The following is a 13,196-nucleotide window of genomic DNA, read 5'->3' on the forward strand; positions in this document are numbered from 1 at the left end:
TGTCAGATGAAACGGAGTATTACTGACTAATATGTTAAAACGCACCCGCTCGATTGTTTGCTTGTGTATAGCAACTGCATTAAGCACCCCTATTTCAACCAATGCAAATAGCCTAGATCTCCCAGATATTGGCACTGCTGCAGGTGGCACATTAACCATAGATCAAGAACTCGTTTATGGTGATGCTTACATGAGGATCATCAGAGGTAGCCAGCCTATCGTCAATGATCCGGTGTTAAATGAGTACATCAGTAACCTCGGTCATAGACTCGTTGCGAATGCCAACGATGTAAAAACCCCTTTCGAATTCTTTATGATTCGTGACCGTAATATTAATGCCTTTGCATTTTTTGGTGGTTACGTCGCTTTGCATTCAGGGCTATTTCTTCATGCCCAGTCTGAAAGTGAAATAGCCTCTGTTATTGCACATGAAATCGCACATGTAACTCAGCGTCATTTAGCTCGTAGTATGGAAGATCAAGCAAGACGCTCCCCAGCAACTATTGCTGCGCTTGCAGCTTCTGTCTTACTGGCTATCGCAGCCCCAGAAGCTGGTATTGCAGCGATTACAGCTACGACTGCGGGTAGTATGCAAAGTCAGATCAACTACACTCGAAGCAACGAAAAAGAAGCTGACCGTTTCGGTATTAACACTTTGGCTAAAGCTGGGTTTGATGTAAAAGCAATGCCACGATTTTTTGGTCGATTAGCCGATGAATATCGCTACGCAAGCACACCACCACCCATGCTGCTTACTCACCCACTGCCTGAAGACCGTATTACTGATTCTCGTGAGCGTGCACGTCAATATCCACCTTTAAAAGTATCGCCATCTCTCGATTACCACCTAGCACGAGCTCGGATTGTTGCTCGTTATGCGGGTATAGAGAATGATTCTGCTTTAGATTGGTTTGAACGTAAGTTGAAGAAAGCCCCTACATCACTAGTGCCTTCATTAGAATACGGTAAAGCCTTAGTTTATTTAGATTCTAAAAAGCTAGATAAAGCCGAACCAATCCTGACAAAATTGATCACTAATGACCCACTAAATACCTTCTATCTAGATGCTATTTCAGACCTTCACATCGAACAGAATAAACCTGAACTAGCCATAAAAGAGATGAAATCTGCACTAACTCGTAAGCCAAATAACCCAGTATTAACAATTAATTATGCCAACGCCTTATTAGAAAAAGAGCAATACCAAGAAGGAATTCGCGTACTACAACGCTACACTCACGATAACCCAAACGACACCAATGGTTGGCACTTACTATCTAAAGCGAACATCAGCCTAGCGAATAGTGATGAAGATCTCGCAGCTCGAGCGGAAATTCTAGCTTTACAGGCTCAATGGAATAAAGCCATCCAGTACTACACACAGGCTAGCCAACTTGCTGAATTAGGAAGTTTAAAACAGGCACGCTACGATGCCAGAATCGATCAACTGATGATTCAACGTGATCGTTTTCTATCATTACAATAATGGCTCTATTTCTCACGCGGTAACTGTGTAACATTAACAACAATAATAATTAGGAGAACAATATGTCTGTCGTCATTTACCATAACCCTCGTTGCTCAAAGAGCCGCCAAACGCTCGCAGTGCTAGAAGAAAACGGGGTTCAACCTGAAATCATCAAATATTTAGATACACCTTTTACTGTTGAGCAACTGAAAACGTTATTCTCTCAGCTCGGCTTTGAAAGCGTTCGTGAAATGATGAGAACAAAGGAAGCTGATTACAAAGAAGCGAATTTAAGTGATGAGTCACTTACTGATGAGCAACTTTTTTCTGCGATGGTAGATAATCCAAAACTATTTGAAAGACCTGTTGTTGTTGCGAATAACAAAGCAAAGATTGGTCGCCCACCAGAACAAGTCTTAGAGATCTTATAACTCACGATGAGCATTAAAATACTTGTGCTGTACTACAGTCGCCATGGTTCTACTCAAGCACTCGCAAGACAAATCGCAAGAGGGATAGAATCTATCCCTGATTGTGAAGCCGTATTACGCACAGTTGAAGATATCACCCCGCATGGCGAGCCGATAGAACCGATAGTCACTCTAGCTGAGCTTAGAGAGTGTGATGGACTCGCACTTGGTAGTCCTGTCTGGTTTGGCAATATGTCTGGCTCTATGAAGCATTTTTGGGATTCAACCACACCACTTTGGGTAAATGGCGATCTTATAGATAAGCCAGCTTGTGTGTTTACTTCGTCTTCGTCATTGCATGGCGGGCAAGAAACCACTCAACAAACCATGATGCTGCCACTGCTGCACCACGGGATGATGATATTAGGCATTCCTTACTCTGAACCACTTCTGCACACCACTCAATCGGGTGGAACACCTTACGGTGCCAGCAGTACCGGTCACTCAGCTTCATTAACAAAAGATGAAATGGAACTGGCTCAGAAGTTAGGTAAGCGCTTAGCTAAAGTTGCTATAAAACAGAAGGAAGTTCAGTTGTAATGGATATGTCACTGCGCACTAAGCAATTTCGTTACCTTGCATTAATCAGTAATGTTTCATTACTTGTTTGGGTGGTTTTGTGGCAGGTCACACTATCGCCCCACCCCCATTTAAACAACTTAACACTAGCTTTTGTATGGGCGATACCATTGTTGTTACCACTGCCAGGGATTATTGCTGGTAAGCCTTATACGCATGCTTGGGCTAATTTCGTGCTCATGCTGTATTTCTTACATGCTCTCACTATTTTCTACGTTGACGGTGGTGAGCGTATACTCGCCGTGGTTGAATTCGCCCTCACCTCTTTAGGTTTCGTTGGCAATATTCTTTATACGCGCGCGCGCGGCAAAGAACTAAGCCTTAAGTTACCATTGTTATCAGAAGTGGAAAAACAAGAGAAATCAAGATTCAATCAGTAACCCTTATTTTTCTTAAAGTTTGTTCCTTTCCGAAGACAAGCTGAGTTCAACGACTTCACAAGACACCGTTTGTTCATAAAAAAGCCCGATACATCCATTATGACGTATCGGGCTTTTTATAATCACTTACAGTTTATTTACTTATCTACAATTTTGCTTACTTAGTAAGCCACTCATAAACCAAGTCAGGCTTAACTTCCTGAACGGGAACCACGATTTCGGCTTCATTCAGTTCAGTTGGTTCCCCGTTTTGACCTTCGAAAACACCTTCAATAGAAGACTGTTCTACTGCCTCAAGAGCCTCACTTTCATCACCAACCGTCTGCGTGTTAACTTGTTTTTCAAACCCTGGTGCAACTTCCGGCAGATCAGATTGTCGCTCGATAACAGTCACCTGACGAATTCGCTCTACCTCTTGTTCAAACTCTTGTTGAGTCGACAATAAGTGAATACGGAATGTCACTTCACTGTTTTGAATTTTTAAAATATCTAAGCTTGCAACAGAGTTTAATCGTTTCAGTGCATTTTCTAATTCAAAGAAACTTTTAGCATTATTGATGCTAATAAACTGAGCCAAAATATATTCTGAAGATTCGCTTGCTACTGTAACTGCGCTTTTGCTCGCATAGTAATGGCTCACTTCATCAATTAATTGCTTAGAAGAGGAAGCAGAACCACTTAAAGGTGCTTTAGGTGAGCTTGTCATAAATGCAGGTTGCTGGTCGTATAAAGTCCAACGTAGCGAGTTGCCTTGAGACTTAATCACTAAAACAGCATCGGCAGGGTAACGCTGACTCGCGGTACTGATTGGCCCAACAAAACCTCCCCATAAATCAGAAGTAGCGATTCCTGTAATATCATCAAAATCACCAACAGGCAGAATCAAGGGTAAACCACGGGTTTCAGCATTAACTTGTAAACCAGCAGCTAATTCAGAAGCAGAATGTTCCCAAACAATATTCTTATCAAAGTTCTGCTCTTCTACCAGCCACACTAAAATATTCGAGCGAGTATCTGGCCAGTAAGGTAACTGTGCTTGGGTGAGTAATGAACGAATTTGCGCTGAATTAAATCTCATGCGTAATGTCGTTTGGTCGCCCTGCTCACCATAGCTTAGCTGAGAGATATATTGAGAGCTTTGGCGCATCGCTTTTTTGATCATGTCATTAGACGCTACGTCTTTTAGACCTGTAGCTCTAACAAGTACTTGCTGCATACCAGTATTTCTAGCGACCGTTTCTGGTTGCTTATTTTCACCGTTAATTACGACTTCGGAACTAAAGATATCGACTTGAGTTAATGCGTAACTCGGTAATGACAAAAAAACCATCAACAACAATGCTATATAGCGCATACTGATCCTAATATTCTAATCTTGTGGCTTGATGATAAGCAACTATCGAAAAAGGGGCAAGGATAGTCCGTTCAGATAGCTTGATAAAAATTAAATTGAAATAGCCTAACTAGGCATCACTCATTCAAAAACGACATGAAATAAAAAATTTTCCTCCTCAATCTATCATTTAGACGAATAAGTTTGATCTACCCGACATAGCAATCGATTGCCAAATGATAGAATCCTGCGAATTTTATTTATCTTAAATTTTATCTTCTCACTTAAGTTCAAAGGATATTCCATGAAGAATGCTTTGCAGGGCGCTCAAATGCTGTTTGTTGCATTTGGTGCACTCGTCCTCGTACCATTATTAACTGGCTTGGATCCAAACGTTGCATTATTTGGTGCCGGCATCGGTACCCTTTTATTCCAACTTATTACACGCCGTTCAGTGCCAATCTTCTTAGCATCTTCTTTTGCATTCATTGCTCCTATCATGTTTGGTATACAAACGTGGGGCATAGGCGCAACCATGGGTGGTCTCATGGCTGCAGGTGTTGTGTATGTGTTGATGGGCGCTCTAATTAAAGTAAGAGGTGTCGGCTTTATTCACAAACTGCTTCCGCCGGTGGTAGTTGGTCCTGTAATCATGGTTATCGGTTTAGGTCTGGCGCCTGTTGCGGTAAACATGGCTTTAGGTAAAACAGGAGATGGTGCAGTTCAGCTTGTTGATGCTGACGCGGCACTTTGGATTTCTTCGATTTCACTGCTAGTAACGATCGTCGTCAGTGTATTCTCAAAAGGCTTCCTGAAGCTGTTGCCGATTTTCTCTGGTATTGTCGCGGGATACGTCACGAGCTTAGTGTATGGTGCGGTAGACTTCACCCCAGTAGCTCAAGCATCTTGGTTAGCTTTACCAAACTTCACAACACCTGAGTTCAACATCAACGCCATCCTATTCATGATATTTGTTGCGATTGCTCCAGCTGTCGAGCACGTTGGTGACATGCTTGCTATCTCTAATGTGACAGGCAAAGACTACCTTAAGAAACCCGGTTTGCACCGCACTATCACTGGCGACGGTGTAGCAACGATTGCTGCTTCTATGTTGGGCGCCCCGCCAAACACAACCTATAGTGAAGTAACAGGTGCTGTAATGCTTACTAAGGCATTTAATCCAGTGATCATGACTTGGGCTGCGGTGACAGCAATCGTTCTTGCGTTGGTAGGTAAGCTCGGCGCTCTACTGCAAACGATCCCAGTTCCAGTAATGGGCGGCATCATGATTCTACTGTTTGGTTCTATTGCAACAGTCGGTTTGAATACCCTCATTAAAAATAATGTAGACCTTCACAAATCACGTAATCTAGTGATTGTGGGCATTACTTTAGTTTTTGGTATAGGTGGCATGGCATTTGGCATCGGTGATTTCAGCCTACAAGGTGTAAGCTTATGCGGTATCGTTGCAATATTACTTAATCTAGTGCTTCCAGAAGAGCTAGGTGACAACACTGTAGTAGACAAAGCTCAAATCGATTAATCAGTCGTTAAGGCAACCTACAAAAAATCACAAACTAACAAGATCAAAAAAGGGAGAGCATCAAACGCTCTCCCTTTTTATTAATGCGGTTAATTAAGCCAATTCAGCGAGTAAAAAACTGTTCAGATTAACTTAAACAAAAAACCGAATTACTTAGTACCGAAGATTTTATCGCCTGCATCACCAAGACCTGGAACAATGTAGCCCTTGTCGTTTAGCTTCTCATCGATTGCAGCAGTGTAAAGCTCAACATCTGGGTGTGCTTTTTCTAGAGCAGCAATGCCTTCAGGAGCAGCAACAAGTACAAGTACTTTAAATACTTTACAGCCTTGCTCTTTTAGAAGGTCTAGAGTTGCAATCATAGAACCGCCAGTTGCTAACATTGGATCAACAACTAGAGCAATACGCTCATCAATGTTAGATGCTAGCTTGTTGAAGTATGGTACAGGCTCTAGTGTTTCTTCGTCACGGTAGATACCAACCACACTGATACGAGCACTTGGCATGTGCTCAAGTACACCATCCATCATACCTAAACCAGCACGAAGAATTGGCACTACGGTTACTTTCTTACCTTTGATTTGGTCAACTTCTACTGGGCCGTTCCAACCATTAATGGTTACTCGCTCAGTCTCGAAATCAGATGTCGCTTCATACGTTAGAAGGCTACCCACTTCTGTTGCTAGCTCACGAAAACGCTTAGTGCTAATGTCACCTTCACGCATCAGGCCAATTTTATGTTTTACTAGCGGGTGTTTCACTTCAACAACTTTCATTTCCAACTCCGGCAATATTTAAACAAACCTGTAGATTATACACGAATTTTGTGGTTATTTCAGAATCTTTATTCTAATAAAAAAAACCGCGCAAACGTTTGCTCTTCGTAATCAAGCCCTGTTAGAATAGCGCCGTTTTCACATCCAACTTAAGTTCGAGGACTATCCCGTGAGTGGTAATACTTCTTCTCTAAGCTACAAAGACGCTGGTGTTGATATCGATGCAGGTAACGCACTAGTAGACCGTATTAAAGGTGCTGTTAAACGCACTCGTCGCCCTGAAGTAATGGGTGGTATTGGTGGCTTTGGTGCCCTATGTGAACTTCCAACTAAATATAAAGAGCCTGTTCTCGTTTCTGGTACTGACGGCGTTGGTACTAAACTTCGCCTTGCTCTGGATCTGAAAAAGCACGACACAATTGGTATTGACCTTGTGGCTATGTGTGTGAACGACTTAATCGTTCAAGGTGGTGAACCTCTTTTCTTCCTAGATTACTACGCGACTGGCAAATTAGATGTTGATACTGCAGCTGATGTAGTTTCTGGTATTGCTGAAGGTTGTGTTCAAGCAGGTTGTGCGCTTATCGGTGGTGAAACTGCTGAAATGCCAGGCATGTATGAAGGCGACGACTATGACGTAGCTGGTTTCTGTGTGGGTGTTGTTGAAAAAGCAAACATCATTGATGGCACAAAAGTAGCAGCGGGCGATGCTCTTATTGCTGTTGGCTCAAGCGGTCCTCACTCAAACGGTTACTCTCTAATTCGTAAAGTTCTAGAAGTTTCTGGTGCTGATAAGAGTGAAGAACTAGAAGGTCGCACGATTGGCGAACACCTATTAGAGCCGACTAAAATTTACATCAAATCAGCACTTAAAATGATTGCAGAACATGACATTCATGCTATCTCGCACATTACTGGTGGTGGTTTCTGGGAAAACATCCCTCGCGTACTTCCTGAAGGTACGAAAGCCGTAATTGATGGTAAGAGCTGGGAATGGCCTTCTATCTTTAACTGGCTACAAGAGAAAGGTAACGTGGAAACATTCGAAATGTACCGCACTTTCAACTGTGGTGTAGGTCTTGTGGTTGCTTTACCGAAAGATCAAGCAGATGCTGCTGTCGAACTACTGAAAGCTGAAGGCGAAAACGCTTGGGTTATCGGTGAGATTGCCAATGCTGAAGCTGGTGAAGAACAAGTAGAAATCAACTAATAGCCTATTATCTGATTTGGTTTTATCCAAAACATTATTAGTGAATTTCACGAATGAGGACCTTATGGTCCTCATTCTGCTATTTAGCCCCCAGAAAACCTTAAAATGTATAGGTACATTACATAAAGCTTATTCACTATAAATGTACTTTGAACAAACGAGTTAGACTACCGCATGAAAAATATTGTTGTTTTAATTTCAGGAAACGGAAGTAACCTTCAAGCCATTCTCGATGCTTGCGAGGACAATATCATCGACGCTTCTGTAAAAGCGGTCTTTTCAAATAAAGAGGACGCTTTCGGTTTAGAGCGCGCAAGATCAGCTAATGTTCCTGCTCGTAGTCTAAGCCCTAAAGCTTACGAATCTCGTGAATTGTTTGATATTGAGTTAATGAAGCAAATCGATGAATACCAGCCAGATTTAATTGTTCTTGCTGGCTATATGCGAATCTTAAGCCCTGAGTTTGTTCGTCATTACTTAGGTAAAATGATCAATATTCACCCATCACTACTTCCTAAATATCCTGGTCTGCATACCCACCAGCGCGCTATTGATGCTAAAGATACCGAGCATGGAACAAGTGTGCATTTTGTTACGGAAGAATTAGATGGCGGTCCGGTTATATTACAAGCCAAAGTACCGGTTTTCTCCGATGACGACTCCGATGCGTTGGCTAACCGTGTTCTGACTCAAGAGCATAATATTTACCCTCTAGTCAGCAAATGGTTTATTGAAGGTCGATTAGAGATGAATAACGGAAAAGCACTGTTAGACGGTGAATGTTTAGGTCAACACGGCTACGCCGAAGAATAGCAACAAGTGAACAATCAAATAAAAAGCCGCTTAAACTAAAAGCTCAGTTTAAGCGGCTTTTTAATGAGTGCTATAAAATCATACTCACTCGTTAACTGTCTGTAATTAACTACCCAAGCTGTAGTTAACTATCATAGATTAGCTATGAACAGCTAACTACATAGCAGAAACGTAACAGAAACTGTTAGCAATCACTGGTTAAAGGTGCCGTGGGAGCCTGGCTCAACACTTTTTTCGGGGCGTAAGCCACATCTGAAAGCTGCCCATGATTACTATCCACCATTTCGCCAAAGTGGAACAGTGTGAACTCCCCTGGCTTCATACGACACCATTCCTCGTTATCTGTTAAAGGCTGGGTCGCCACAACAGACACCACATCATTCGGCGTCGTTTCTTCTTGGAAGTTAATCTCAACATCTTCGTCGATTAGACTCGCTTTCCCGAAAGGAGCACGTCGTGTAATCCAGTACAAATGGTTAGTGCAATAAGTCATTACATACTCACCATCACTCAGCAGCATATTAAATACGCCTTTTTCTCTGAGGGTATCGCAGCACTGCGCAACAAAGCGGAACATGCTTTCTTGATCTTGTGGTGGCTCTGGGTAACGTTCTTCTAATTGCTTTAATAGCCAACAAAAAGAAAGCTCACTGTCTGTTTGACCAACAGGACGAAAGCGACCACTTTTTAGATCATCATAATCCGTAAGCTGACCGTTATGAGCAAATGTCCAATACCTTCCCCATAGTTCTCGCGTGAATGGGTGAGTATTTTCTAAATTCACTCCACCTCGGTTTGCCTGACGAATATGGCTAACAACAGCGCAGCTCTTAATTGGATAGTTTTGAACAAGTTCAGCAATTTTAGATTCACAGCTAGGATTAGGATCTTTGAACGTCCTAAAGCCCTTTCCTTCATAAAAAGTAATACCCCATCCGTCTCTATGCGGACCAGTATTCCCCCCACGTTGAATGAGCCCTGTAAAACTAAAGCATATATCAGTTGGCACATTGGCGCTCATACCGAGCAATTCACACATGGTCTAACCTACTCCCTTGTTATCACCATCATTGGAGCAAAGCATGCTCCAATTTATATCTGTTTAATTCACTATAAATTCTGTTTAACTAACTTTAGATATAGCGATTATTCCATTTCTTTTTCAACAAGCTGAATAACAATATGGATAATTTTAATATGTACTTCTTGAATACGGTCTGCGTAGCCAAAATGTGGCACACGGATTTCAATATCTGCACAACCAGCCATTTTACCGCCATCTTTACCGGTTAAAGCAATGGTCTTCATACCCTTTGCTTGCGCCGCCTCAATCGCTTTTAAAATGTTGCTAGAGTTACCTGAAGTCGACAAACCAAACAACACATCGCCTTTACGGCCAACCGCTTCTACATAACGAGAAAATACGTGATCGTAGCCAAAATCATTACTCACGCAAGAAAGGTGGCTTGGATCTGAAATTGCGATACCCGCATAACCTGGACGATTCTCACGGTATCGACCTGTTAGCTCTTCAGCAAAATGCATAGCATCACAATGCGAACCACCATTACCACAAGAAAGAACTTTGCCATCTTGCTTAAAAGAATCTGCGATCATTTTAGCTGCGGCTTCTATCTGAGCAATATTATGATCATCACTTAAAAATTTATTTAGAACGTCAGCAGCTTCGTTCAATTCACTTTTGATTAGGTCTTGGTACATAAGGCTTATCTCTTATATTAGTTCACGCAGCGTATCGCTCGTAAAGTGAGAACTGAAGGTTATTCCTTCTATTATCTGAGTTTACCCAGAAACATTTCATAGTGTCGACACTTAAGCTAAAAGATTGCCACGTTAATTCTCTTCCTAAGCCGAAACTGAGCACTTCTTCACCGCCCACCTCTCATAATTAGAACTTTAACTCTACTTAGATCACTTTTTATGCAGTTAGGGATTTTACAAATATTCAACAATTCAATTACACTTAACTGGTTCGACCTCTTTATTAGCTTACATAAAAAATTTTAGTAACTAAAAACAAGAATAATGTCTGAAAAGGAAATCAACAATGGACATATTGCTCTCCCTACTCTGCGTCACTTTAACTGCTGGTGTGTGCTTATATCATCGCCTTAGCTTAACTCGTGCTCTATTAGCCATTACGCTGGTAATGATAGGGCTAACCTTTAATGGAAACATAGGTGCTACGGGTTGGTTAACTTACTTACTGTTCACTGCAATTTTCGCTGTGCCAAGTATTAGACAAACCCTAATTAGCCAAAAAGCCTTAGTTCTGTTTAAAAAAGTGCTGCCTGCTATGTCTCAAACCGAGAAAGAGGCACTAGATGCTGGTACGGTTTGGTGGGAAGCCGAACTTTTTAAAGGCAAACCACAGTGGGAGAAGCTTCAACAAATCCCTGCGCCATCGCTATCTAAAGAAGAACAAAAATTTTTAGATGGACCCGTTAATCACGTCTGCGAAATGGTCAGTGATTATCACGTAACTCATGAACTGGCAGATCTACCGCCAGAAGTATGGCAATACCTCAAAGACCATAAATTTTTCGCGATGATCATTAAGAAAAAATATGGTGGCTTGGAATTTTCAGCTTATGCACAGTCTCTGGTATTACAAAAGCTAACGGGTGTCTCAAGCGTTCTATCTTCTACTGTTGGTGTTCCTAACTCCCTAGGTCCAGGTGAGTTATTACAACACTACGGCACAGAAGATCAAAAAGACTACTACCTGCCCCGCCTAGCAGAAGGGAAAGAGATTCCATGTTTTGCTTTGACCAGCCCTGAAGCAGGTTCAGATGCAGGTTCTATCCCTGACTATGGCATAGTCTGCAAAGGTGAATGGGAAGGTAAGCAAGTACTCGGTATGCGTCTGACTTGGAATAAACGCTATATAACACTAGCACCAGTGGCAACCGTGCTTGGTCTTGCTTTTAAGCTACGAGATCCTGAAGGTTTACTGGGTGATAAGGAAGATCTAGGGATCACTTGTGCCCTGATTCCAACTGACTTAAAAGGTGTTGAAATTGGTAACCGCCACTTCCCATTAAATGTTCCTTTCCAAAATGGTCCAACTCAAGCTCAAGATTTATTTGTGCCGATGGACTTCATCATTGGCGGTTCGAAAATGGCAGGTCAAGGTTGGAGAATGCTGGTTGAATGTCTTTCAGTTGGTCGTGGTATTACTTTGCCTTCCAACTCGACTGGAGGCATAAAAACAGCCGCTCTTGCAACTGGAGCTTATGCTCGTATTCGTCGTCAATTCAAACAGCCTATCGGGCGTATGGAAGGAGTGGAAGAACCACTAGCTCGCCTTGCAGGTAATGCTTATGTTCTAGATGCTGCAAGTACTCTAACCGTAGCGGGAATTGATCTAGGCGAGAAACCTTCTGTTATCTCAGCCATTGTAAAGTACCATTGTACCCATCGTGGACAGCGCAGCATTATTGATGCAATGGATATAGTTGGTGGTAGAGGGATTTGCTTAGGTCCATCTAACTTCCTAGCTCGTAGCTACCAAGGTGCGCCTATTGCAATCACCGTTGAAGGGGCGAATATTCTGACTCGTTCTATGATTATCTACGGACAAGGCGCGATTCGCTGCCATCCTTATGTTTTAGAAGAAATGGAAGCCGCTTATTCCGATGATGCTAACTCTGTAGAAAAATTCGATTCTGCACTTGCAGGGCATGTAAGTTTCACACTCAGTAACTTTGTCCGCAGCTTCTGGTTAGGTTTAACCGATGGTATTGGGTCTAACTCTCCAGCTAAAGATGAAACTAAACGTTACTACCAGCAGCTCAACCGCTACAGTGCAAACTTGGCATTCCTTTCAGATGTTTCGATGGCAGTGCTTGGTGGTTCATTAAAACGAAGAGAACGTTTATCGGCGAGGCTTGGAGACATTCTTAGCCAACTTTATTTAAGCTCTGCAACCTTAAAACGTTATGAAAGCGACGGCAGACATAGCGAAGATTTAGCTTTAGTTCACTGGGGTATGCAAGATAGCCTACAACAAGCTGAAGTTGCCATTGATGAATTCTTGATGAACTTCCCTAACCCAATCCTTGGTCGTGCGTTACGCGTAATTCTAATGCCATTTGGTCGTGTTCGCCGCGCGCCAAGTGACAAACTGGATAGCCAAGTGGCGCATATTATCCAAACACCAAGTGCTACTCGTTCACGTATAGGTCGAGGCCAATACCTAGAACCTACAGAGCACAATGCCGTAGGGAAAATAGAACAAGCTTTAGAAATCATTCTGAAAGCCGAACCTCTGTTCGACCGCGTTTGTAAAGAAACTCATAAAAAGAGACCTTTCCTTCGCTTAGATCTGATCGCTGATATTGGGCTAGAAAAAGGCATCTTAAACGCGCAAGAAGCCGAGCTATTAAAAACAGCTGAAGTACATCGTTTATACACAATTAACGTCGATGACTTTAACCCAGAGGAATTAGCAGCAAAACCTCAGTACCCAACGATTGAGAACGTCGCTTAGTTTATTGTTTCTAAGTACATTTAAATTCAATCTAGTACACTCAATAAAAAAGGGACTCTGATGAGTCCCTTTCTGTTTGTTCTATCTTCTATCTTCTATCTTCTATCTTCT

Annotated in this window: 12 protein-coding genes; 8 read left to right on the top strand and 4 right to left on the bottom strand. The window is 42.2% G+C overall.

Annotated features, from left to right (window positions below; genetic code table 11):
- Positions 1-31 precede the first annotated feature (31 nt).
- The 4 genes from bepA (at position 32) to OCU78_RS10655 (ending at position 2,897) form a co-directional block, all read left to right on the top strand.
- Complete coding sequence (gene bepA / locus OCU78_RS10640; RefSeq protein ID WP_137373594.1) at positions 32-1,486, top strand: beta-barrel assembly-enhancing protease; 1,455 nt, start codon at positions 32-34, stop codon at positions 1,484-1,486.
- 62 nt (positions 1,487-1,548) lie between these two features.
- Positions 1,549-1,899: an arsenate reductase (glutaredoxin) gene (gene arsC, locus OCU78_RS10645; protein WP_137373593.1), complete on the top strand. Its 351-nt coding sequence runs from the start codon at positions 1,549-1,551 to the stop codon at positions 1,897-1,899.
- Positions 1,900-1,905: 6 nt separating this feature from the next.
- Complete coding sequence (gene wrbA / locus OCU78_RS10650; protein ID WP_137373592.1) at positions 1,906-2,478, top strand: NAD(P)H:quinone oxidoreductase; 573 nt, start codon at positions 1,906-1,908, stop codon at positions 2,476-2,478.
- Positions 2,478-2,897, top strand: coding sequence for a DUF2069 domain-containing protein (locus OCU78_RS10655; protein WP_137373591.1), 420 nt, complete (start codon positions 2,478-2,480; stop codon positions 2,895-2,897). The genes wrbA and OCU78_RS10655 overlap by 1 nt, the downstream gene beginning before the upstream one ends.
- Positions 2,898-3,054: 157 nt before the next feature.
- Here OCU78_RS10655 and OCU78_RS10660 read toward each other — a convergent pair whose 3' ends face one another.
- Complete coding sequence (locus OCU78_RS10660) at positions 3,055-4,251, bottom strand: DUF2066 domain-containing protein (protein WP_137373590.1); 1,197 nt, start codon at positions 4,249-4,251, stop codon at positions 3,055-3,057.
- Positions 4,252-4,534: 283 nt separating this feature from the next.
- Between OCU78_RS10660 and OCU78_RS10665 the strand changes: the two genes are divergently transcribed.
- Positions 4,535-5,773, top strand: a complete 1,239-nt coding sequence (locus tag OCU78_RS10665; RefSeq protein WP_137373589.1) for a uracil-xanthine permease family protein — start codon at positions 4,535-4,537, stop codon at positions 5,771-5,773.
- A gap of 149 nt (positions 5,774-5,922) precedes the next feature.
- Here OCU78_RS10665 and upp read toward each other — a convergent pair whose 3' ends face one another.
- Entirely contained in the window at positions 5,923-6,549 is a 627-nt protein-coding gene (gene upp, locus OCU78_RS10670; protein ID WP_137373588.1) for a uracil phosphoribosyltransferase, read from the bottom strand.
- Between the two features lie 169 nt (positions 6,550-6,718).
- Here upp and purM point away from each other — a divergent pair, with 169 nt between their 5' ends.
- Both purM and purN read left to right on the top strand, forming a co-directional pair.
- Positions 6,719-7,759 carry a phosphoribosylformylglycinamidine cyclo-ligase gene (gene purM / locus OCU78_RS10675; RefSeq protein WP_137373587.1) on the top strand — a complete coding sequence of 347 codons (1,041 nt, stop codon included), beginning with the start codon at positions 6,719-6,721 and terminating at the stop codon, positions 7,757-7,759.
- Positions 7,760-7,933: 174 nt separating this feature from the next.
- Positions 7,934-8,572 (top strand): phosphoribosylglycinamide formyltransferase, encoded by a 639-nt coding sequence (gene purN / locus OCU78_RS10680; RefSeq protein ID WP_137373586.1) that lies wholly within the window; start codon positions 7,934-7,936, stop codon positions 8,570-8,572.
- Between the two features lie 184 nt (positions 8,573-8,756).
- On the opposite strand, the gene OCU78_RS10685 is transcribed toward purN, so the two are convergent.
- Together OCU78_RS10685 and lpcA are read right to left on the bottom strand one after the other, a co-directional pair.
- A complete protein-coding gene (locus OCU78_RS10685) occupies positions 8,757-9,611 on the bottom strand; it encodes a class II glutamine amidotransferase (RefSeq protein ID WP_137373585.1) in 855 nt (284 codons plus the stop codon).
- A gap of 107 nt (positions 9,612-9,718) precedes the next feature.
- On the bottom strand, positions 9,719-10,294 hold the full coding sequence (gene lpcA, locus OCU78_RS10690; protein WP_137373584.1) for a D-sedoheptulose 7-phosphate isomerase: 576 nt from the start codon (positions 10,292-10,294) through the stop codon (positions 9,719-9,721).
- 346 nt (positions 10,295-10,640) lie between these two features.
- Here lpcA and fadE point away from each other — a divergent pair, with 346 nt between their 5' ends.
- Positions 10,641-13,085, top strand: a complete 2,445-nt coding sequence (gene fadE / locus OCU78_RS10695; protein ID WP_137373583.1) for an acyl-CoA dehydrogenase FadE — start codon at positions 10,641-10,643, stop codon at positions 13,083-13,085.
- Positions 13,086-13,196 lie beyond the last annotated feature (111 nt).

Origin of the sequence: Vibrio gallaecicus, from assembly GCF_024347495.1 — a bacterium.
GTDB lineage: Bacteria > Pseudomonadota > Gammaproteobacteria > Enterobacterales > Vibrionaceae > Vibrio > Vibrio gallaecicus.